Here is a 22,268-nt window from a genome sequence, read left to right on the forward strand (position 1 = left end):
GAGAGTAAGTACAGATAAGAAAAAATTAATTTATGAATACTATTAATATCGGATTAAGCAAAACAGAAATTCAGGAAGTTGTTAAATTATTAAATCAAAACTTAGCAGATTTCTACCTACTGCAAATCAAAACTAAAAAATACCATTGGGATGTGGTTGGCCCCCAATTTTTAACTCTCCATGAAATTTGGCAAGGTCAATATGAGATCATTTCAGATAACATAGATAATTGTGCGGAAAGAATTAGAGCTTTAGGAGAATACCCCATTGGCACGGCACAACTATTTTTAGAAAACACAACTTTGAAAGAACATCCCAGCGACTTACCAAATTCTACAGAAATGGTACAGCGTTTAGTAATAAACCACGAACATATAATTCGCAACCTTCGTAGGCATATTGATTTATGTTCTCAAAAATTTCATGATGAAGGTACAGCAGATTTCTTAACGGGTATTATGGAACAACACGAAGAAATGGCATGGATGTTACGCTCTTTCATTGGTGGTAAAAATATTGAGCCAAGAATCAGAGAGGAGAGAGAATTGATTACAGAAAGTTAAATTAATCTCAGTTTAGCTTAATCATAAAGTATTGGGGTGTTAGGGTGCTAGTAGGGTATTAGGGAGAATTTTATTAAACATAGCCCCGTCATTACCCTTAACCTCATCTAAATGAGAAATCATATCTAAAATCAACAACACTGATGTGATATTCTAAATCCTGCGTGTTGAAAGAAATGAGGACGAAACCAATTACGATAATAGAGGGTGGCTTCATAACCATTGGTAGCCCACGAACCACCTTTTAAAAGATAATGACGATTATCAAAAAATGGAGCAGAATAGTCTTGATATAGATAATGAGGTTGAAAGTCTGTTAGGGGTGTAAATATATCCGCTAACCATTCCCAGACATTTCCTCTTAAATCGTAAATTCCTACATCACTTTGTGCTGTTTCTATGCTACCAACAGGGGTAGGGGAAATATATTGTAGGTTGAGGTTATAGTTATTATCATCATCTTGGTTTTTCCTACTAGCTAAGTGCCACTGTGCCTCACTCATCATGGTACATTTTTGACCTATTTTCTGACTATTATAATTACAAAATGCGATCGCTTCATGATAGTTTACTTCCACAGGAAAATCGAGGGGTAAATCTATCTCGTCAAACATGAGACGATAACGGTAACTATTTTTATTCAGTATCCAAAATTTAGGATGGGTAACTTGATTTGTTTCTCGCCATTGCCATCCTTCTTCTTGCCAATAGTTTGGATTTTGATAACCTCCAGATTCCACAAATTGGAGAAATTCATAGTTAGTAATGGGGTATTTACTGACGGCAAAATCATTGACAATTACTTCTCTTGTACCGAAATCAACATCCCAACCGTAGAGATAAGCCTTTTCTGGGTTGCCTAGGTTCACGACTCCTCCTTTGACTGTTATCATGGCATTTTCGGGGGGTTTTCCTTTGCTTGAGGCATAATGCCAAGATGAAGGTTTTGCGACTAATTCTACGGGTAATTGTCGTATTAACATAGAGGAAGTTTCTATGTGTATCCTTTGATGTTCTATCCCCATAATTATCGCCCACCATTGACTTTCTGGAGTTATCGGTAAATCTAGGGGAGTTTTTTCTATTATCTCTATTACTTTATTCCGTGCTTGGTGACGATATGCCCACAATGCTTCTACATCATGCCATTGAATAGATGCGATCGCATTTTGTAACTCATCTGGGGTATCTGGATCAACTCCCATTTCATATAACTTTTCATAAAGAGGATTAATTCCAGTGTTTAATAAACCAACAATTAGTAATTTATTGATGTAAAATACTGCCGAATGACCGAGATAAAAAATAAGAGGATTACGCAGAGAATCAGGGTTTAAATAGAAAGTTTTATCATCTTGAATACTCTTAAATAAACTATCTTCTGTTTTCCAAGCACTGTTTAAATAATTAATAATTTCTTGTTTTTTACAATTATTTAAAATTAAGTTTTTATGATTATTTGTTAATAACATTTTTTGATGATAGGCGAAGATGATTGTGTTTCTTCATTATATTGAATCTCAATTCCCAAAAAATTATATTCAAATCAGGTTATTGATTCTTTGCCAATGGAGTTTTTTCTTTTGCTTATCTTCTCTCCAACGGATTAAATTAGCAGGGGAATTAACCTCTAAACAAGGTAAATTGATGGCTTTTCTTGGTGCATCAGTCACAAGTGCGATCGCATCTTCTATATTACAAATACCCCATTCATACAAATTTTGTACTCCCACAAATAAAGGCAAAGTAGTACCAGACAACGTACCATCAGGAAGCCTAGCAGTGCCATTTTTAACCTCAATAGTACGACTATCCCAAGGATAAATACCATCACCCAAGCCAATGGGGGCTAAAGCATCACTAACGACAAATATCCCTTGATGATAATTACTAGCTTGTAGAATCAATTTAAGCATAGTCGGACAAACATGATTCCCATCTGCTATCAAACCACAATAAACATGAGGATTAACAATAGCTTCCCCCAATAACCCCGCCTGTCGATGATGAAGATTAGGCATGGCATTAAAAGCATGAGTAACCATGGATGCCCCTTGCTGAAAAGCAATCATTGCCTCTTCTGCTGTAGCCTGAGAATGTCCTAAACTTACCACTATGTCCAAAGACTGCAAATAGGGGATAACGTCTTTTTTCTCATCCAATTCAGGAGCAAGAGTAATTATTATCACTACATCTGCATATTCTTCTAAAACCATTTTGACGTTATCAAGGGTTAAAGGTAACAGATATTCTGGGGGGTGAGCTCCTCTTTTCTCATAGTTTAAAAAAGGTCCTTCTAAATGAACTCCAATAATTTCAGCCTCATTTTTTCTTGGTTTTTCCCGTTTAAACTCTTGAATAACCTTGAGAGATTGATGAATTTTTTCAACAGAAGTGGTGACAATAGTGGGTAAAAATTGATCTACTCCTGTTGACCACAAATAAGCACAAATATCATGTAATTTATCTATATCATCAAAACAAAGATCAGGAAAAGCTAATCCCAATCCGCCATTAATTTGTAAATCAACTCCCCCTAAAGAAAGATAATCTCCTTCTAAATCCAAATCTGAATTAGTGTCTAAATGAGAGGGTTGTATGGATTTTATTTTACCATTCTCAATCACTAGAGTTTGCAAGTCAGAATAACCTACTAGCCTCCCGTTAGTGATGATAAAGCTAGTTTTTGTAAATGTCATACTTTATTTTTTATGAATAGTTTATAAGAATAGGTTTTCAAGAATTATGAATGAATAATTAAATAACTCTGAACCCTGAACTCCAAACTCTGAACTATCTCAAATTTTTGGTCAAACTTGGTACAAAATGCAATTATAATGGAATTATTGACCTGCTAAAATTCTTTTCGAGGAATAAATCAATGATTGAAATGAAAGTGGCGGCGATCGCACTTGATGCTATTAGTAGGAGTCCGATCATTCTCTTAAAGGATGCTACAGAACGCCGTGCATTGCCAATATATATCGGACAGGATCAAGCAAGGTCAATTATTGGGGCATTAGAACAACAGGTTTCCCCCCGTCCTTTAACTCATGATTTAGTGGTTAATATTCTTTCTGCTTGGAATTTAAGACTTGATCGCATTATTATTAATGCTTTAGAAGATAACACATTTTATGCTCTTTTATGTCTCAAAGGCGGGGAATTAGAACAGCAAATCGATTGTCGTCCCAGTGATGCGATCGCCCTTGCCTTACGTGCTGGTTGTCCTATTTGGGTGATGGAAGAAGTAGTGTTAGATGCTTCAATTCCTGTTGATCGGGATGCAGACGAGGAAGAAAGAGAGGCATTTCGAGATTTTGTTTCCAATTTAAGCCCTGAAGAATTAATCCGTCGAGCCAGAAAAAGCAACAGCGAAGATTAAGAAAGGGCAAAGGGCAAAGGTAATTAACAATGAAATATCGCCGTTTTGGCAAAACAGAACTAAATATATCCGTGTTTTCCCTCGGTTTAATGCGTTGTTGCTATAGTCAATCTCAGTTATTGTCAACGGTAGCAAAAGCCTTTGAGTTAGGTATTAATCATTTAGAATTAGCAAGAGGATATGGTAACAGCGAAGCCTATTTAGGTCATGCTTTAAGGGAGTTAAATATTCCCCGTGAAAAAGTTATTATTACAACTAAATTAACCCCCCATGAAGATAAAAATACTTTTAATCAATGGTTAGATGAGTCTCTTTTGAATCTACAAACTGATTATATAGATTGTCTTGCTATTCACGGAATAAATACACCATTACACTTAGATTTAATACAAAAAACAGATTTTTTAGAAATATTAACTAAGGCAAAAAATGAAGGAAAAATTAAACATATTGGCTTTTCTAGTCATGGCAGTTTAGAGCTAATTAAAGAAGCAATTTTAACTAATTTGTTTGAATTTATTAATATCCATTATTATTATTTTTTTCAACGTAATTATTCAGCATTAGAATTAGCAAAAAAACTAGATTTAGGAGTATTTATTATTTCCCCAGCCGACAAAGGAGGGCTTCTATATCAACCCTCTCCGAAATTAGAAAACCTTTGTAAACCTTTTTCTCCTCTACATCTAACTTATCGCTTTTTACTGTGCGATCGCCGTATTTCAACCCTAAGTCTAGGTGCTAGTAACCCAGAAGAATTAATTTATCCTCTCACAATTGCCGACAAAGATGAACCCTTAAATAAGGAAGAAATAGACACATTTAACCATATAGAAAATACCCTTAAGCAAACTCTAAAAACAGATCATTGCTCTCAATGTTATCAATGTCTTCCTTGCCCCGAAAATATTAATATTCCTGAAATCTTGAGATTACGAAATTTAGGAGTTGGCTTAGAAATGACAGAATATGCAAAATATCGCTATCAAATGTTTGAAAATGCAGGACATTGGTTTTGGGGGAGAAAAGGAGATAAATGTACTGAATGCGGTGAATGTTTACCAAAATGCCCAGAAAAACTCAATATACCCGCATTATTAGCCGATAGTCATGATCGCTTGAAAGGGAGTGCAAGAAGACGTTTATGGGAAAGCTGAAATATTTAGGTTTTAGAGACAGAAAAATCAGTGATGATTAACAATGGAATTAGATGGGAGGTTGGAATGTCGAAGAATTGGGGTATTGGGATGTCAGGGAAAAGTTAATTAACCTCAGTTTTGGATAAGAAAACAGGCAGATAGTAAGCTGAATATAGCAAACCATCAACTAACTACTGCCCTATGTTTAATTTAGATTATTTATTTTGTCATGTCGATGATTTCTGCCAACAATTTGAACCTCAATCCTCTTTTATAACTCCAAACTCAGTTAAAGTAAGGTATAAAGGGTATTTCTTTGACGGGAAGGACGATTAATAGATGCGATCGCATCTTGTATTTCTTGAACTTCTAAACAAGTACCGCCTTTCGCACCAGCCATAGTGGTAATATGTTCTTCCATCAGAGTGCCACCAATATCATTACAACCCCATGAAAGAGCTTCAATAGCACCATGTAAACCCAATTTAACCCAACTGGGCTGATGATTGGGGATAATATCACCGAGGAATAAACGGGCAACTGCTGTTAACTTGAGAGTGGCATCTAAATCTGGTTGGATTTTACCGACTCTTTTTCTCAAGGGTTGAGGGGCGTATTCTCCCACGAAAGGTAATAAAATAAACTCTGTAATTCTGGCAGGATAACCTTTTTCTAAAGCTAACTCTTGAAGCGATCGAACTTTTGTTAAATGTAACATTTCCTGCTCATAAGTTTCAACATGACCACATAGCATTGTGCTAGTAGTATATAACCCCCAACGATGTGCTTTAGAAATAATATCCATCCATGTCTGAGTATCTATTTTTTCAGGACAAATAATTTTTCGCACAGTATCATCTAAAACTTCAGCCGCCGTACCTGGTAAAGAATTGACTCCCCCATCACGCAAGGCAACGATGACATCATCATAGCTCAAACCGTCCTCACGGGCGATAAACTGTACTTCTTGGGGGGAGAAAGCGTGTAAATGCAGTTGAGGAAAAGATTTTTTGATTTCACCAATAAGTTTTAAATAGTATTTCAAACTGCTACCATCAACCTTTGCCAAAGGATTTAAACCCCCCTGCATACAAATTTCCGTTGCTCCCTTTTCCACCGCTAACGATGACTTAGCTATAATATCTTCAATTTCTAGCCAAAAAGCCCCTTCTTCTCCTTGATCACGACGAAAAGCACAAAAACTACAATGTTGCTCACAAATATTCGTGAAATTAATATTACGGTTAATTACGTAGGTGACAGTATCCCCTACTTGTTGATGTCTCATTTCATCAGCAGTGTTTTGTAACCATTGTTTATTCTCCTGACGATTTGATTGAAGCACCCTTACACCCTCGGAGAAAGAAATAAAAGGAGAAACCGTCTTTAAAACCATAAACTTTGCACCAATGAAGATAAGCAATCATATAAATATTAACCTACCTAAGTTCAATAACATCCCCCAATCTCGAAATTGCCAATATTTCTAATTTCGTAAAAAAGCATTTTGCCCATATTTTTACAACCACCCTAAAATGCAATTAAAACATAAATATAATGCAATTTTAAAATCATGCAATTATCGCAAATGATATTATAAAAACTGATGCATAATAATCTATCTGTTTAGATTAACTAATCAAATATAGCTAGATAACTATTTAGAAAAATAATAACCATGAGTCAAATTTGTCCCAAATCTGTCAATATAATCCCTCAAATTATCGATGTTTTAAGTAGAGGAGAAATTGTCGTTTTACATACAGATATTGTTTATATCTTTTTAGCCAATGGTTTAAACGAAAATTCAGCAAGTAAGATTCATGAGTTAAAACGATGGAATCCCAGAAAACCTCTAGTTTTGCTTTCTAACCAAGAGAGAATTTCTGAATATAGCAATTTAACTAAAGACGCTCAAATATTAGTTAATCAATTTCCCTACCCGATTAGTGTGATTATCCCTCACCGCAATAATTTACCTGAAACGGTAACGGCTGGCCATAATACTATTTTCGTTTCTTGTCCTGATGATTTTATTTATAATCTAGTGAATAGATGTCCTTTTCCGATTGTTTCTGGTACAGCAAGTTTGGGGGGTGACTATCGAGCAGTAAATGCAAAAACTGCACAAGACTTATTTGGTAAGGAAGTAAGTTTAATTGTCGATGGGGGTAAACCTAAATATGGCATTAGAACCACTTTAATTGATTGTAGTTTACCGCTACCAACGATTATGAATTTCGGCATTATTTCCTATGATGATTTACGCCCTTTAATACCTCATATCGAGTTACCTTCTCATTTGCGTAAATAACCTGAATTTATCTGATAAGAGAAGGGGTAAGGGCAGGTTTGACAGTTTGACAGTTCAACAGTCCAACAGATTCAAGAAGAGCTTAACCAAATCTACCGCTAACATAATCTCTAGTGGCTTCTTCACGGGGATCACTAAAGATTTTTTCAGTGCGATCGAACTCTACCAAATAACCGATTTTGTTACCCTTATCCCCAATAGCTTCAGCATTAAAAAATGCAGTCATATCAGCAACTCTAGTGGCTTGTTGCATATTGTGAGTAACAATAACAATGGTATAATTTTCTTTAAGTTCGTGCATTAGTTCCTCAATTTTCAGAGTGGAAATGGGGTCTAAAGCAGAACAGGGTTCATCCATTAATACTACTTCGGGTTGAGCGGCAATGGTACGGGCAATACAAAGCCTTTGCTGTTGCCCTCCTGAAAGGGAAAAGCCACTTTCTCCCAATTTGTCTTTTACCTCATCCCACAATACAGCACGGCGTAAAGAAGTTTCAACTAACTCGTCCATATCTCCTTTATAACCATTAATTCTCGCACCGTAGGCAATATTATCATAGATAGTTTTTGGGAAAGGATTAGGACGTTGAAATACCATACCAATTCTTTTTCTCACTTCCACAGGGTCAATATCTTTATGGTATAAATCCTGTCCGTGATAGGTAACTCTACCTTTTAATTTAAAAGAACTAATTAAGTCGTTGAGACGGTTTAAACATCTCAAAATGGTACTTTTACCGCACCCCGAAGGACCAATAAAAGCAGTAATTTGATTTTTGGCAATGTCGAGGTTAACGCTTCTAACTGCTTTATAAGTGCCATAGTATATATCAACATCCCTTAATTGCAATACAGGTTCTGGTTGTTGATATTCTTCTTGATTCTTGTAAGATTCTTCCATTGTTTTTTCTCTCTAGTTAGGTTTTGGGTGATGATAGGGATTAAATTCTAAAGGGTAATTTCTAATTTATTACGGAATTAATAAACTTTTTTACGGGTTACTAAACGAGCGATAATGCTAGTTCCCAATACTAAAAAGACTAAAATTAACGATCCAGCCCATGCTAATTCTTGTTGGGGTTTAAAGGGGAGAATAGCAAAGTTATAAACTAATACTGATAAGGTGGCAATGGGTTCGAGTAAACCTTGGAAAGAAACATTAGGCCAGAAATTAGAGAATAACGCGGTGAAAATTAAGGGGGCTGTTTCTCCTGCCGCTCGTGCGATCGCAAGGGTTACACCTGTAACGATACCGGGTAAAGCCGCAGGTAATACTATTTTAATTACAGTTTGATAGTTATAAGCCCCAACTCCTAAAGCCGCCCAACGCACCTCTTGAGGAACAATTTTTAAGGCTTCATCAGTAGTACGGATAATGGTAGGTAACATTAATACGGCTAAAGCAACACCCCCAGCCACAGAGGAAAAACCCACGATACCGCTAGAAACCAATAAACCAAAAGCGAAAACCCCAGCGATAATTGAGGGTACACCACTTAAAACATTAGTCGCAAAACGAATGCTTAAAGCTAATTTATTGTTCCCGCTAAACTCCGATAAATATACTGCCGCTAATACTCCAATGGGTACAGCGATAATAGTGGCAATTCCGACTACTACTAAAGTTCCAATTAAAGCGTTGGCAATTCCTCCCTCACTTAATCCTGGAGGTGGAGGTAGTTGGGTAAATAAGTTAGTGTTCAAACGGCTAAAACCTTGAATAATTACAAAGTAAAGCACTGCAAATAAGGGTATAACCGTACAAATTAAACATAGAGCGGAAATTCCAGTCATAATTGAGCCAAAAACTGCTCTTTTACTCGATGGATTTCTTTTTAGACTGCCAATAGTTGATGCTGTCATAAGTGTTTTTGAATAAAAATAGAAAGTTACAATAAAAATTAAGGTGTCAGGTGTCAGGTTTTAGATATTTTTTCACTCTCCCCACTCCCTACTCCCCATTCCACAAGGGTTGAATATATTCAACCTCAACCCCTACTCACTCTTAACTCCGAACTCCGAACCCCGAACTCCGAACCCTGAACTATGATTACTCATATCTTGCTTTAACTTGATTAACGATATATTCAGCACCGACATTGACTATTAAGGTTAAAATCATTAATACCAAACCGGCATACATCAAAGCTGATACTTGTAAACCACTAGCTTCAGCAAATTGGTTGGCGATTAAAGATGCGATCGTATTTGCAGGGGCAAGGATGGAAATATTCAGGTTATTAGAGTTCCCAATAATCATGGTTGCCGCCATAGTTTCTCCCATAGCACGACCTAAAGCTAACATAACACCACCGACAATACCAGAAATTGCGGCAGGAATTAGGACTCGGAAAATGGTTTCCCAACGAGTTGCACCTAATCCGAGAGAGGCTTGTCTTAAATCGGGTGGTAAGGAAGCTAGAGAGTCACGGGAAATAGCAATGATAATGGGTAAAATCATAATTGCTAAGATGATACCCGCAGGAAGCATTCCTGGCCCCGTGGGGGGAGTGCTAAATAAAGGAAACCAACCAAAGTTACCGTTTAACCAAGTGCCTAAACTTTTGGTAAGAGGAATTAAAACAAATATCCCCCAGAGTCCATAAACAACACTAGGAATTGCGGCTAAAAGTTCCACTAAAAAGACAAGAATGGTTCGTATTTCTTCTGGTAAAAAATCTTCGCTCAGGAAAACGGCCGCACCAACTCCCAAAGGAATAGCAATAATTAGGGCAATCAGAGAACTTACGAGTGTACCATAAACCACTGCAATAACACCATATTCATCTTCAACGGGATTCCAGTTGCTATTATTGAAGAAGGTGAAGTTAAATTCTTTAATGGCCGGCCAAGCTCCGATCGCAACAATTATTGCTATGCTAAGAAGAATTAAGCCAATACTAATGGCTAAAATAAGGGTAAGCCAACGAAAACCTATATCAAGATTTTTTTCCACTCCCCTAGGAGAATCCCCGATACTGTAGGAATCGTTACCATTTGATCTGGACATAGTGGGATTATTATTTAATAAATAAGTTTATGAGATAGACAAATTCAATTTATAAGGCTAAAGAGAAGACGACTAAAAATAGTTAGTTATTTCAATCTATCTTCTCTAACTTTTCTTAAAACTAAAAGATGAAGGTTAAATTCTAGTTAATGGTAATGGTGTAATCTGGGGTAATTTGATCGGCGGCGGCGGCTACTTTTTCCACCACATTAGCGGGTAAAGGAATATAACCCAGTGCAGGAGCGGCTTTTTGTCCTTCGGTTAAACCGTACTGAATCATTGCTTCAACTGCGATCGCTTTATTGGGATCATCATAGGTTTTGTATGCTAACATCCAAGTATAAGTAACGATAGGATAAGAATCGTCTCCTTCAGGATCAGTAATAAATGCTCTTAAGTTTTCTGGCAATTCTACGTTAGCAAGAGTTTTGGAAGCACTTTCGTCACTAGGTGCAATAAAGTTTCCTGCCTGATTTTGTAAAGAAGCCATCATTAAGCCGTTGTTTTTCGCATAACCATACTCTACATATCCGATCGCACCTTCAGTTTGAGTGATAGCGGCAGTTACACCCTCATTTCCTTTCCCACCAATAAAGTTTCCAGTGCTAGGCCATTGTACAGTTTTACCCTCACCAATAGTATCTTTCCATTCAGGACTAATGGCACTTAAGTGCATTGTAAATACACCAGTAGTTCCACTACCATCGGATCTATGAACAAAAGTAATAGGTAAATCAGGTAAAGTTGCACCCTCGTTATCGGCGGCAATTTTAGGGTCATTCCAATTTGTAATTTTACCCAATGCAATATCTACATAGGTTTCCCTACTGAGTTTCAAGCCTTCTACTCCGGGTAGATTATAGGCATAAACAATACTACCTGCGGTCATAGGTAATAACAATACCCCTCTGTCAATAGCATCAATTTCTTCGTCTTTCATGGCTACATCACTAGCACCGAAATCAACCGTTTGCTGAGTAAATTGTTCGACTCCAGCACCACTACCCACAGACTGATAATTTACTTGTAATTTAGGTTGAACTTGAGCAAGGGAAACAAACCAGTTTTGATACAAAGGAGCGGGGAAAGATGCACCAGCACCATTTAATGTTACTGTACTTTCAAAAGGTACTTCAATAGTTGTACTAGAAGCAGTTTCGCCGCCACCAGTAGTTTCGCCACCACCAGTAGTATTATCGGTGGGCTGTCCACCACCGCCACAAGCTGTCAAACTAAGAGCTACAAATAGAGCGGATACTGATCCAAATAATTGTTTTGTTTTCATTTTCATTATCGTTTATGAATGTATTTTTACTTAGTCTTTATTTAGTCTCTCATCATAATATGACTATTCCTATCCTGTGGTAAAGAAAAGGTTAAGAAATGGTGGGGAAATCATCAAAAAATATATTATTGATTATGGTTTAAAAATATTATAAATAGTGGTAAATCATTCACCAATCTTGTTTTTTATTAAATGGATAAATTCAGTTTGAAAGTTATTAGTAAAAATCTATAAAATCTTTTCTGACAAAGAGTTAGCACTTTTTTTATACTGTGATTAAAATAATAAAAGATATTTTTCCAGTGTAGCATCTGTAACAAATAATTGCGTTTGTAAGTAAAGAGGTTTGAAATATTTGATGATTTTTAAATTATATTTATTTTTAATATTTTATATCTAATAAAAATGATAAATATAAGTTAATAAGTAGGAATATTATTTTTATAAAATAGTTATAATTATTTTGTTTATTCAAAAAAATAAAAAGTTTTTACTTAGTATTAGAAATTTAAGATATTGAATATATTAATGAGCCTCATAATATTTATTAACCTTGACAAATTTTCCGAAAAAATGTTATTCATAAATATAGATTATATAAGTAAAAAAGACTTGTTGAATAAATACTGATTATATAAAAAATTTAATTATTATTAAATAATAGTTGCCTATACCTAATATTAATAAAGGGTGTAGGCTATATAATTGAACATCTATAGCCATTATCTTGATTTATATATCCCAATAATAAAACTCTAAATCATTAGAGATACTGACTTATCAATGAATATTTATTAATTATTGAACATACTATTTTTCCTCAGAATTATGACTTCAGAAATAAACACTCAGAGACAAAATTTTATCGGTTTACAAGATAAATATTATTTTAATTATGGAGGTCAAGGTATTTTACCTCAATCCGCTTTAAATAAGATTATTGATACCTACAAATTTATCGACAAAATTGGTGCTTTTGGTATCAAAATTAACAGTTGGATTCAAGAAAATATTAATAAGACTAAAATTGCGATCGCATCTGAAGTAGGAGCGAAACCAAAAACAATAGTTTTAACAGAAAATGTTACCAGTAGTTGTAATATTGCTCTTTGGGGTATTGAATGGCAAGAAGGAGATGAAATTTTGTTAACTGATGCGGAGCATCCGGGGGTAATTGCGAGTATCAAAGAGATAGCCCGTCGTTTCGGGGTTAAAATGGCAGTTTGTCCCATTATACAGACTTTAAATAACGGCAATCCTGTAGAAATAATCAAAAATCATCTCACAGCAAAAACTCGCTTATTAGTTATCAGTCATGTTCTCTGGAATACTGGGCAAGTGCTACCGTTAAAAGAGATAGTCCAAGTTTGTCATAATTACCCTCATCAGAATAAGCCCATACAAGTATTAGTAGATGGGGCGCAGTCAGCAGGAGGAATACCTTTAAACTTAATAGAATCCGAAGTTGATTACTATGGTTGCACGGGGCATAAATGGTTATGTGGTGCTTCTGGAGTAGGTTTTCTTTATATTAGGGAAGATTTACTTACTTCTCTTCGCCCTACTTTTATCGGTTGGCGTGGTTTAGATTTCACCAACTCAGATTTGACATTTATAGATGATGGCAGTCGTTTTGAAGTGGCAACCTCGGCCTATCCTTTATATACTGGCTTACAAGAAGCGATCGCAATTCATCAATCATGGGGTACAATAGAGGAACGCTACGATCGAATCAAAAAACTAAGTGCTTATCTCTGGTCAAAATTACAACAGATAGAAGGTATTGAGTGCTTAAAAAAAGATACTCCTCCAGAGTCAGGTTTAGTGTCATTCTATCCAAAACCGGGGCAAGATCCACAAAAAATCGTCAAAATGTTGGAAGAAAAGGGTTTTTTCTTGAGAACTTTAGCTAATCCTTACTGTATTAGAGCTTGTGTCCATTATCTAACTTTAGAATCTGAAATTGATGAATTGATTGCACAACTTTAAATAAGGTTAGGTATCAGGTGTCAGATTGCAGGTTGCAGGTGTTAGGGAGAAACGAGAGTTCGCCTTCGGCTCTTGTACTCCCTTCGGTTGTGAACGGGGTTTTTAATTCTTAATTCTCAACTATTCACTATTAAACTTTTCCACACAACGGGCAAAAATTTCCACTCCCATACTCAAGACAGTTTCATCAAAATCAAAACGGGGATGATGGTGAGGATAATTGAGCTTTTTATCAGCATTGGCTGAACCAAGAAAGAAATAACACCCCGGCACTTCTTGCAAGAAAAAGGACATATCTTCCCCCCCCATAGTTTGGCATTCAGGTACAACACCCATAGGAGTTTCTACCACTTCCATCGCCACAGATTTAACTAATTGAGTAATTTGAGGATTATTGATAACGGGAGGATATAACTGCCAATAATCTAATTCATATTCAGCCCCATGACTTTGACAAATGCCACCGATAATGTCTTTGATTCTTTGACCAATGAATGATTCTAGTTTTGGATTAAAATAACGTACAGTGCCACTCATCTTTGCCGTGTCAGCAATAACATTAAGGGCTGTACCTGCATGAAACTCTCCCACTGTCACTACAGCACTATCTACAGGGGCGATATTTCTGGCAACAATAGTTTGTAAGGCATTAACTATTTGAGAACCAACCACCACAGAATCAATGGTTTGATCTGGCATAGCACCATGGCCTCCCTTGCCAAAAATAGTGCATTTAAAGCACTCTACCGCCGCCATTAATGCTCCTTCTCTAACTCCGATAGTACCAACGGGTAAATTGTTCCATAAATGTAAGCCAATGATAGCATCAACATCGGGATTCGATAGCACCCCCTGTTCAATCATCGGTTTCGCACCCCCTGGCCCTTCCTCGGCGGGTTGAAAAATGATTTTTACCGTTCCCCGCCATTTATCTCGATTATGAGCTAAATAATGGGCAATTCCAAGGGCGATCGCAGTATGACCATCATGACCACAGGCGTGCATAATACCATCGTGTTTAGAACAGTAAGAAACGGAGTTTTCTTCTTGAATGGGTAAAGCATCCATATCCGCACGAATACCTAATACTTTACCTACATAATTACTTTTGATAACTGCAACAATACCTGTTTTGGCAACACCTTTTTCATGGGCAATACCCCACTGGCTTAATTTCTCACTGACGAAATTAGCAGTCAAAATTTCTTTAAATCCTAACTCTGGGTATTGATGAATTTGACGGCGCCATTGTACTAATTCTGGTTGCAAAAGTGCGATTTTATCTCTAATTTGAGATTCGTTAGGCATACAATTAATAATAAATAATTAGTAATTAGCAATTAATATAAAATAGACTAGGGGCAAACCTCTCTGTGTCTTCCCTTAAAAGGGGAGAAGAGTAAAAGTGTTTAATTAACTCTAACCCCAACACCTTAATACCTGAAACCCGAAACCCGACACCTCTTACCCAAATCAAGTACTATTTAATTTGACTTCTAGTAACAACTCGGTCAATTAAACCATAATCTCTTGCTTCTTCGGCAGACATGAAAAAGTCTCTTTCTGTGTCTTCTTCGATTTTGTCTAGGGGTTGCCCTGTGTGAGAAGCCATATAGTGATTTAACTGTTTTTTCAGGTAGAGGATTTCTTTGGCTTGAATCTCTATGTCTGTAGCTTGTCCTTGCGCACCTCCGAGGGGTTGGTGAATCATGATGCGAGAATTAGGAAGGCTCATTCTTTTTCCTTTTGCACCAGCACTGAGCAAGAATGCTCCCATACTTGCCGCTAGTCCTACACAAATAGTACAAACATCAGGCTTAATTTGATTCATAGTATCAAAAATACCTAATCCTGCGGAAACTGATCCACCGGGGGAGTTGATGTATAGATAAATATCTTTTTCTGGGTCTTCTGCTTCGAGCAATAACAATTGTGCTACTAAGGAATTAGCTAATTCATCAGTGACTTGTTGTCCTAAAAAAATAATTCTCTCTCTAAGTAGTCTTGAATATATATCAAAAGCGCGATCGCCACGTCCTGATGTTTCAATAACGGTTGGTATCATTACAGTTAATCTCTATATAATTTTGCTACGGTTTTTTATGTTGATTTTAACTTATTAAGCTATCAACAAAAGATAGGGAAAAATAAAATACAACTCTTAATGCTCGATTGTTATTTACGATAGGATTGTTACTATTCCATTATTACCATTAACTTTGACTAATTGACCATCCTGGAAAATTTCTGTGGCATGGGGAATGTCCATCACGGCAGGAATGTGGTATTCTCTGGCAATAATTGCACCGTGAGATAGTTTGCCTCCTACTTCGGAAATAATTGCTCCTGCTTGAGTTAGAATTGTTGTCCATCCTGCATCTGTATAGGGTACAACCATTATGGTTTCTTGATCGATGTTTTTTGCTTCTATTAAACTTTTAATTATTTTTATTTTTCCTTCTTTTATTCCCATACTAGCTGGGATTCCTTGCAGAATTTTTTTTGTTGTCGATATATCATTCTGATTTGTTAAATCTATTTGGGGTGTTTCTCCATAGATAAGGTAAGGAATTTTCTTGATTTTTTTATTTTCTTCCCATGTCCATTTTCTGGCTTTTATTAAGTTATAAATTTTATCGATATTGACATTTTTATCTTTAATTAAATCTCTCAATTCTGTTGATTTTAAGAAGAATAAATCTCCTTGCTCTAATACTTTTCTTTCTTTAATTAATTTGTTTTCTATCTCCACAAAACTATAACGAAGATAAGCTAAAAGTTTAGAATAAATTTCGGCAACTTGTCCTTTTAAATCTAGTCGAGGTTGAACGATAGAAGTTTTCCATGATTTATTTTTATCTTTATTTACTTTTAAATTAATCTCTTTTTCTCCAACAAATTTAGAAAACATTAAACGCATATGGCGTTGATCTTCTGACCATCGAGAGACGGCTATATCTGTGGCAGTTTCGCTTAAATATCCATATTCTTCTAACCATTTTTCTAGGCGATTTAAAATGGATTCTCCTTCTGTTGATTCAGATAAATAAGAAAAAAAGGCAGGATAATTATTACAATCTAGTTGATTTAATTCAGCTTCTGATAATAAATTTTGAGTTTCGATCGCAATTTTTTGTAGAGATTTTATGGAAGTTATTTCAGGAATTTTATCATAGTCTAAATCATTGGGATTAACCTGAAAAATTGTTTGTCTTAAACTATAACTTAAAGGGGCGAGAATACTATAATAAGTTGCTTTTTTTAATATTTCTAAAATATGATCGATGCGATCGAGCAATTCTATGGTAGATAAAGTTTCACAGGGAATATCTTTTAATTCATCTAAAATTGGTCTAAAATGACGATCATTATCATGGGCAAAATCTGCAATCAATCGCCACTCTTTTCTTAACAAACGCCATAAACCTCCTAAATTACTGATGGTTGCCGTCAGTGGAGGTTTACTAAATTTACTACCACGGGTGAGAAATTCCAAACTTTCTGGAGGTAAACCCATTAATAGAAAAATCTCTCCTAAGAGGGTAGCATTAAAATAAGCATGGTCATAATGAAGAGTTGCTGTTTGACTAAAATCTAATGTGCGAGACTTTTTGCCTAAAACAATGGTAAAAATTTCACCCCAAACACCACAGGTAAGAGGTTGATTAATTGACCATGTTAAAGGGCGTATGACTCCGGGGATAACTTCGGCGGCAATTTTTCTTGTCCATACTGGTTTAAGAGTAGTAATAGGACGAGTTTGCAGTAACCAAATTTTTTCGCCATCGTAAGTCCATTCTATATCTTGGGGAACGCCTTGGCACAAATGTTCAATTTCCCTTGCTATTTTGCCTAAATTGAGTACAACTTCTTGGGATATATCCCCTTCTCCTTCCACTTTTTCTTCAGGAAAAAAGACTCTATACTGTTGCGGTGTCACCTCCCCTGAAACTAATTTTAAACCCATGCCCGACACTGCTTCAATGCAAACGGTATCTTCTAGTTGATTAACAGGATCTCTACTAAAAATTACTCCCGAACATATGCCATTGATTTGTTTTTGAATAATAACCGCAATACCTTTTTCTGACTGCTTTTGTCTTTGTCGATAATCAAGTGCGATCGCACTATTATAAGATGAAAAACAATTAACAATAGCTTGAGAAAGACTATCAAAATCTGTCAAATTTACAAAACTATCATAAATACCAGCCGCCGATGCCCAATTAGTATCTTCATCTAAAGCAGAAGAACGAACTACATAAGGGTTACTAGAAGAAGGATTGATAAATTCTTGTAGCTTATGAATATCATCTCCAACTTTTAAAACCCAACCATCAGGAACATTATAACCCCACTTTTTTAACCGAGAAAGATTAGTGGCTTTTGCCCCCACTTTTTGGGGATTAAGGGTTTCATTCAAACTGACAATACCACTGTCGCCCCGAAAAAAACGAAACATTTTTGCTGATTCCCCATTGACTTCACTAGGATTTAATTCTAAATCATCTGCCATTTGCCGATAAATCCAAATCATCAAACTAGCTAAAATAATGGTGAGTAAAATGTATTCAGGATGATTAATATTTTGTGCTGATAAAACCACCACCATTAAAAACAACACACTAATTCTTCCTGCTTGTTTCTCACGCCAAATAGTGAAACTAACTCCCCCCAAAATAAAAATTAACAATGCCGCAACGGGATTATGAGTAACAATACCCCAAGTTAAATTAGTTGCACCTGCCCCTTTACCAAAGTAATAACGTCCTAAAATAAGCATTATTAGGGTAATAATCTCCCAAAACGAACCAGAAGGGAAAAATATTCTCGATAATAAAACTACTCCTACCCCTTTTCCTGCTTCCGATAACACTGCCAAAATTCCTGCTAATTTACCACCATGATAAAAAGCGGCGGATACAGAGATGTTTCCTGTACCTAATTTGGTCAATTCCTTTCCTGAAACTGCATAGGTAAACCAATCTATTAAAGGTATCGCTCCAATTATAGGGGGAATAATTAAGATACTTAAAATTCCGCCAATTTGTGTCATAGTCATAATTGATTAATACAAAATTAGTTCAGTAATGGATAGAGTATTTTGCTCTTTGAAAAACTCATTATCGTCAACTTTTGGTTGTCAATTCTGTTATTTTTATGTTGATTGTCAACTTTTAATACTCAAACAACAAAGAATTAAAGCCTCACTCCATTCAACAGTAGCACCATAAGTATCCCCTGTATGACCTCCTAATGGTTTTTGAATTAACCATCCCGTCATTAAAGAAATACTAGCACCAATTATATTTGTAGTAATAATTTGAGTGAGTGAATTTCCTAGAAAGTAAAATTGAATAATTATCAAGAAAATCATAAATAAAGAACCAATAAACCCATCTAAAGGGAAATTTAAGTCTTTTTTCAGAAAAGCTCCTTTTCCTTCTTCTCTCACATAAGGATAAAGTGCGATCGCACCTAATTGTCCCCACCTTCCCCAACTCATAGAAATCATTAAGCCCCACCATAAAGGTATAGAAAGCTCATATAAACTGGCAATTTTAAGCAAAACTAAAAAAATACCAGAAATTAACCCATAAGCACCAACACGACTATCCTGCATCACTTCTAAGCGTTTTTTTTGATCCCCCTGCACCCCCCAAGCATCCCCAGCATCGATCGCACCATCGAAATGTAATCCACCAGTTACACAAATCCAAGCAAAGACAAGTAAAACAATTTTAGTTAAAGGAGGAAAACCAATGACATCGAGCATTAGAGCAAAAATACTGAGCAAACTGGCTAACAAAACTCCAATCCAAGGTAGCCATAAAGCAGTCTTAAAAAAACTTATTGAAATAAAAGAGGGAAGGGGAATACGACTATAGAAAATGACTGCCCCAAAAAAAGAGGATACAAAGTTTTTCATTAGATTTTTGCAAAAGTTAGGCAAGAGGTAAACCGAAATAGAGAGAAAGACATGAGGCAAAAGTTAAGAAAATCTACTGTTTCTCTATGGAAATAGATTTTAATTTTCATTTTGCATATAGGTCAATCATAAAGAAAACAAAAGCGAACCTGAACAAATATTTAATTTTAGGTTAAGATTGTGTGGTAGCAAAAAAATAAAATTCGTAAAATCCCAAATTTGCTATTAACATAAGAATAGAAATTGACTGTTTTGTCAAAAAAAGTCTCAGCTTGAAATCATATTAAGACTAGCTTCTAGCAGTCCTAAAATAGAGTATGAGTTAAATAATTCGACATTTGGGATGGTTAAATACTCTTTAAGAGTAAAACCGTAGAATCTTGATACAAAATCGCAGAGTTGAGAAGGATTGTTTCTTGTCTTGAATAAGTTTAATCCCTACACCTCTGTCTGTTTTTGGGAAGGATAGCCCATGTATTTTTCAGTGAAAAAAAATAAAAGTGCTAACTTTTTTCTCGGACAATAAATTAAGTGATAGTATCAAAATCTATTCAATTTAGACAAAATAAATTAGGAGCAAAAAAGGGTTAATAACTATGAATCATCAACCAAATTATCGTCAATTACCTGCCCCCTGTATCATAGAAACAGGGATGTTAGTAAACAAAGAAGATATGAAACGCCTTATTAATGATTTAACTCAAGTGCGTTACCTACACAGCATTGACGGAGTAATTCAAAATCAAGGGCAAGGTTGGATTTTAGAAGTTTTTAATGACCCAAATCAAGCAACAGTAGTAGTTAATAATAGTCTTTACATCAACGTTCAAAGTTTTGATTATTTACAATTAAATCAAGTCTCTCCTCAAGAAACTCACTTTGATTTAGTCCAAGATAATCGTATTCTTAAGTTAATTCCTTTCGTAAATACCAGTCAAGAGCAACAAGTTTCTAAAAATTTAGGCTTTGATAGTTTAGAAGAAATGTTAGGGGAAGTTTTCTCGGCTAAGTGGGATGTTCAGCTAGATGAAGATTTTTAAGAGTTTTCCTTTTTAGATTATAGGGTTTAAGGTGTTGGTGAGGAAGGAAAGAGAGGGGATTGGGGTTCTGATAAAGGTAGTTTTTGATAGGAATTAACCAACATTGTGGCATATTTGATTAGTGATCAAATTATCTGCTTTCATCATTTATTTCTTACAATCATCTTTTAGCTTCAATAGTTCTTAAAACTGTTCATTGAAAGTGTAACTACCATCACTCTTAAAGTGTATGATCTTAGATAGTTTGTGAAAATCTATTCTTGTGAGCTCATCTTCCAATTCCCCAAAACTCAGAATAGAATTGTAACAACATTTCAGAACCTCGAACCTCTTAACTTTACCTGAGTTCGATATAAAATTTTCGGTTAAGGTGGGGAAAAGAGAAAAGTTAAAAGAATTAATGAAAAATATTATTCTATAGATTTTAGCTGATTTTTAACTAAATCCAATTACTGTTCCATCTTTCTTGGAATGGGTCTTGCCTCAAGATATAATCAATTTATCTACTTTTTTCATCCATATCTAGTTATTTTAACTCCGAACCCTGAACCCTGAACTCCGAACTCAGACTTGTCTTGGGATTTGAATTATTATTTATTTATATATCTATGATTGTCAGTAACCAGAAGCGTTCGATCGAAATTCAGTATTTAGAAAACATTTTACCCATAGCTAATGATGGTCAAGATGTAATTGAGGGATTGAATTCCACACCAAAAACAATACCCGCAAAATATTTTTATGACGCTTATGGTTCAGAATTGTTTGAACAAATTTGCCTCTTACCTGAATATTATCCCACCCGCACCGAAACAGAAATTTTACAACAAGCTAGTACTGAAATTGCTGAGCTCACAGGAGTTTGTGAATTAGTGGAATTGGGCAGTGGTAGCTCCACAAAAACTCGTTTGTTACTATCTGCTTATGAAAATTTAGGGCAACCGTGGCAATATGTGCCCATTGATGTTAGTAGCGAAATCCTCAAAGAAAGTGCTTTACAACTCCATAGCGAATATCCCCATTTATCAATTCTTGGTTTGGTAGGTACTTATGAACAAGCCTTATTGCAACTGCCTCCTTCTTCTTTACCTAAACGTATGATAGTTTTTCTCGGTAGTACATTAGGTAATTTTACTCAAGAAGAGTGCGATCGCCTCTTTAATGAAGTGAGGGATATTTTACAAGTAGGGGATTATTTTTTATTAGGTATAGACTTGCAGAAACCGAAGGAGATATTAGAAAAAGCCTATAACGATAGCCAAGGGGTGACGGCAAAATTTAACTTAAATATGTTATCTCATCTCAATCAACGCTATGAGGGTAATTTTGATCTCGATTCATTCCAACACCATGCTATTTATAATCAAAATGAACAACAAATAGAAATGTATTTAAAAGCAAAACAAGCGCAGACAATACAATTGAAAAAAATAGATTTAAAGATAGAAATAGAAGCAGGAGAAAGCATATTAACGGAAATTTCTCGTAAATTTAATTTAGAGCAAATGGAAGAATTTTTAGCCCAACATCGTTTAAAACCTATCAAATATTGGACTGATGAAAAACAGTGGTTTGGTTTAATTCTCTCACAATTAAAAGAGTAAGCTAGTTTGT

The 22,268-nt window shown here is 35.5% G+C and carries 18 protein-coding genes; 7 read left to right on the forward strand and 11 right to left on the reverse strand.

Annotation, left to right across the window (positions count from 1 at the left end; genetic code table 11):
• The first annotated feature begins 32 nt into the window (after positions 1–32).
• The gene (locus tag Dongsha4_RS04985; protein ID WP_330204624.1) at positions 33–563 is read left to right on the forward strand and encodes a Dps family protein; all 531 of its coding nucleotides are present in this window, start codon (positions 33–35) and stop codon (positions 561–563) included.
• 131 nt (positions 564–694) lie between these two features.
• On the opposite strand, the gene ovoA is transcribed toward Dongsha4_RS04985, so the two are convergent.
• Positions 695–2,035 carry a 5-histidylcysteine sulfoxide synthase gene (gene ovoA, locus Dongsha4_RS04990; protein WP_330204625.1) on the reverse strand — a complete coding sequence of 447 codons (1,341 nt, stop codon included), beginning with the start codon at positions 2,033–2,035 and terminating at the stop codon, positions 695–697.
• Between the two features lie 69 nt (positions 2,036–2,104).
• Positions 2,105–3,262, reverse strand: a complete 1,158-nt coding sequence (nagA, locus tag Dongsha4_RS04995) for an N-acetylglucosamine-6-phosphate deacetylase (RefSeq protein WP_330204626.1) — start codon at positions 3,260–3,262, stop codon at positions 2,105–2,107.
• A 182-nt stretch (positions 3,263–3,444) separates the two neighbouring features.
• On the opposite strand from nagA, the gene Dongsha4_RS05000 reads away from it, so the two are divergent.
• Together Dongsha4_RS05000 and Dongsha4_RS05005 are read left to right on the forward strand one after the other, a co-directional pair.
• A complete protein-coding gene (locus Dongsha4_RS05000) occupies positions 3,445–3,948 on the forward strand; it encodes a bifunctional nuclease family protein (protein ID WP_330204627.1) in 504 nt (167 codons plus the stop codon).
• Between the two features lie 29 nt (positions 3,949–3,977).
• Positions 3,978–5,105 (forward strand): aldo/keto reductase, encoded by a 1,128-nt coding sequence (locus Dongsha4_RS05005; protein ID WP_330204628.1) that lies wholly within the window; start codon positions 3,978–3,980, stop codon positions 5,103–5,105.
• A gap of 271 nt (positions 5,106–5,376) precedes the next feature.
• Here Dongsha4_RS05005 and cofH read toward each other — a convergent pair whose 3' ends face one another.
• Positions 5,377–6,483, reverse strand: a complete 1,107-nt coding sequence (cofH, locus tag Dongsha4_RS05010; protein WP_330204629.1) for a 7,8-didemethyl-8-hydroxy-5-deazariboflavin synthase subunit CofH — start codon at positions 6,481–6,483, stop codon at positions 5,377–5,379.
• A gap of 282 nt (positions 6,484–6,765) precedes the next feature.
• Here cofH and Dongsha4_RS05015 point away from each other — a divergent pair, with 282 nt between their 5' ends.
• On the forward strand, positions 6,766–7,401 hold the full coding sequence (locus tag Dongsha4_RS05015; RefSeq protein WP_330204630.1) for an L-threonylcarbamoyladenylate synthase: 636 nt from the start codon (positions 6,766–6,768) through the stop codon (positions 7,399–7,401).
• 82 nt (positions 7,402–7,483) lie between these two features.
• On the opposite strand, the gene pstB is transcribed toward Dongsha4_RS05015, so the two are convergent.
• From pstB to pstS, 4 genes are all read right to left on the reverse strand, one after another.
• Positions 7,484–8,302, reverse strand: a complete 819-nt coding sequence (pstB, locus tag Dongsha4_RS05020) for a phosphate ABC transporter ATP-binding protein PstB (RefSeq protein ID WP_330204631.1) — start codon at positions 8,300–8,302, stop codon at positions 7,484–7,486.
• Between the two features lie 77 nt (positions 8,303–8,379).
• Positions 8,380–9,264: a phosphate ABC transporter permease PstA gene (pstA, locus tag Dongsha4_RS05025; RefSeq protein ID WP_330204632.1), complete on the reverse strand. Its 885-nt coding sequence runs from the start codon at positions 9,262–9,264 to the stop codon at positions 8,380–8,382.
• Positions 9,265–9,451: 187 nt separating this feature from the next.
• Positions 9,452–10,411, reverse strand: a complete 960-nt coding sequence (gene pstC / locus Dongsha4_RS05030) for a phosphate ABC transporter permease subunit PstC (protein WP_330204633.1) — start codon at positions 10,409–10,411, stop codon at positions 9,452–9,454.
• A gap of 142 nt (positions 10,412–10,553) precedes the next feature.
• A complete protein-coding gene (gene pstS, locus Dongsha4_RS05035) occupies positions 10,554–11,696 on the reverse strand; it encodes a phosphate ABC transporter substrate-binding protein PstS (protein ID WP_330204634.1) in 1,143 nt (380 codons plus the stop codon).
• An 828-nt stretch (positions 11,697–12,524) separates the two neighbouring features.
• Between pstS and Dongsha4_RS05040 the strand changes: the two genes are divergently transcribed.
• Positions 12,525–13,685, forward strand: coding sequence for an aminotransferase class V-fold PLP-dependent enzyme (locus tag Dongsha4_RS05040; RefSeq protein WP_330204635.1), 1,161 nt, complete (start codon positions 12,525–12,527; stop codon positions 13,683–13,685).
• Positions 13,686–13,805: 120 nt separating this feature from the next.
• Here the strand turns inward: Dongsha4_RS05040 and Dongsha4_RS05045 are convergent, their stop codons facing one another.
• The 4 genes from Dongsha4_RS05045 to cobS form a co-directional block, all read right to left on the reverse strand.
• Entirely contained in the window at positions 13,806–14,993 is a 1,188-nt protein-coding gene (locus Dongsha4_RS05045; RefSeq protein ID WP_330204636.1) for a M20 family metallopeptidase, read from the reverse strand.
• A 172-nt stretch (positions 14,994–15,165) separates the two neighbouring features.
• Positions 15,166–15,750 carry an ATP-dependent Clp endopeptidase proteolytic subunit ClpP gene (gene clpP, locus Dongsha4_RS05050; RefSeq protein WP_330204637.1) on the reverse strand — a complete coding sequence of 195 codons (585 nt, stop codon included), beginning with the start codon at positions 15,748–15,750 and terminating at the stop codon, positions 15,166–15,168.
• A gap of 114 nt (positions 15,751–15,864) precedes the next feature.
• Positions 15,865–18,747 (reverse strand): glycerol-3-phosphate acyltransferase, encoded by a 2,883-nt coding sequence (locus Dongsha4_RS05055; protein ID WP_330204638.1) that lies wholly within the window; start codon positions 18,745–18,747, stop codon positions 15,865–15,867.
• A gap of 108 nt (positions 18,748–18,855) precedes the next feature.
• Positions 18,856–19,614 carry an adenosylcobinamide-GDP ribazoletransferase gene (gene cobS / locus Dongsha4_RS05060; protein ID WP_330204639.1) on the reverse strand — a complete coding sequence of 253 codons (759 nt, stop codon included), beginning with the start codon at positions 19,612–19,614 and terminating at the stop codon, positions 18,856–18,858.
• Positions 19,615–20,210: 596 nt separating this feature from the next.
• On the opposite strand from cobS, the gene Dongsha4_RS05065 reads away from it, so the two are divergent.
• Both Dongsha4_RS05065 and egtD read left to right on the forward strand, forming a co-directional pair.
• Positions 20,211–20,654 carry a hypothetical protein gene (locus tag Dongsha4_RS05065; RefSeq protein ID WP_015220245.1) on the forward strand — a complete coding sequence of 148 codons (444 nt, stop codon included), beginning with the start codon at positions 20,211–20,213 and terminating at the stop codon, positions 20,652–20,654.
• Positions 20,655–21,262: 608 nt separating this feature from the next.
• Positions 21,263–22,258 (forward strand): L-histidine N(alpha)-methyltransferase, encoded by a 996-nt coding sequence (gene egtD / locus Dongsha4_RS05070; protein WP_330204640.1) that lies wholly within the window; start codon positions 21,263–21,265, stop codon positions 22,256–22,258.
• Positions 22,259–22,268: the final 10 nt, after the last annotated feature.

This window comes from Cyanobacterium sp. Dongsha4 (assembly GCF_036345015.1).
In the GTDB taxonomy this organism is placed as follows: domain Bacteria; phylum Cyanobacteriota; class Cyanobacteriia; order Cyanobacteriales; family Cyanobacteriaceae; genus PCC-10605.

Excerpts from the sequence above, each read along its gene's own strand:
- Dongsha4_RS05005 (WP_330204628.1), top strand. The coding sequence starts at position 3,978 with ATGAAATATCGCCGTTTTGGCAAAACAGAACTAAATATATCCGTGTTT.
- pstB (WP_330204631.1), bottom strand. The coding sequence starts at position 8,302 with ATGGAAGAATCTTACAAGAATCAAGAAGAATATCAACAACCAGAACCT.
- pstS (WP_330204634.1), bottom strand. The coding sequence starts at position 11,696 with ATGAAAACAAAACAATTATTTGGATCAGTATCCGCTCTATTTGTAGCT.
- pstC (WP_330204633.1), bottom strand. The coding sequence starts at position 10,411 with ATGTCCAGATCAAATGGTAACGATTCCTACAGTATCGGGGATTCTCCT.
- Dongsha4_RS05045 (WP_330204636.1), bottom strand. The coding sequence starts at position 14,993 with ATGCCTAACGAATCTCAAATTAGAGATAAAATCGCACTTTTGCAACCA.
- cofH (WP_330204629.1), bottom strand. The coding sequence starts at position 6,483 with ATGGTTTTAAAGACGGTTTCTCCTTTTATTTCTTTCTCCGAGGGTGTA.
- Dongsha4_RS05040 (WP_330204635.1), top strand. The coding sequence starts at position 12,525 with ATGACTTCAGAAATAAACACTCAGAGACAAAATTTTATCGGTTTACAA.
- Dongsha4_RS05000 (WP_330204627.1), top strand. The coding sequence starts at position 3,445 with ATGATTGAAATGAAAGTGGCGGCGATCGCACTTGATGCTATTAGTAGG.
- Dongsha4_RS04985 (WP_330204624.1), top strand. The coding sequence starts at position 33 with ATGAATACTATTAATATCGGATTAAGCAAAACAGAAATTCAGGAAGTT.
- cobS (WP_330204639.1), bottom strand. The coding sequence starts at position 19,614 with ATGAAAAACTTTGTATCCTCTTTTTTTGGGGCAGTCATTTTCTATAGT.
- Dongsha4_RS05065 (WP_015220245.1), top strand. The coding sequence starts at position 20,211 with ATGAATCATCAACCAAATTATCGTCAATTACCTGCCCCCTGTATCATA.
- nagA (WP_330204626.1), bottom strand. The coding sequence starts at position 3,262 with ATGACATTTACAAAAACTAGCTTTATCATCACTAACGGGAGGCTAGTA.
- Dongsha4_RS05015 (WP_330204630.1), top strand. The coding sequence starts at position 6,766 with ATGAGTCAAATTTGTCCCAAATCTGTCAATATAATCCCTCAAATTATC.
- Dongsha4_RS05055 (WP_330204638.1), bottom strand. The coding sequence starts at position 18,747 with ATGACTATGACACAAATTGGCGGAATTTTAAGTATCTTAATTATTCCC.
- ovoA (WP_330204625.1), bottom strand. The coding sequence starts at position 2,035 with ATGTTATTAACAAATAATCATAAAAACTTAATTTTAAATAATTGTAAA.
- egtD (WP_330204640.1), top strand. The coding sequence starts at position 21,263 with ATGATTGTCAGTAACCAGAAGCGTTCGATCGAAATTCAGTATTTAGAA.
- clpP (WP_330204637.1), bottom strand. The coding sequence starts at position 15,750 with ATGATACCAACCGTTATTGAAACATCAGGACGTGGCGATCGCGCTTTT.
- pstA (WP_330204632.1), bottom strand. The coding sequence starts at position 9,264 with ATGACAGCATCAACTATTGGCAGTCTAAAAAGAAATCCATCGAGTAAA.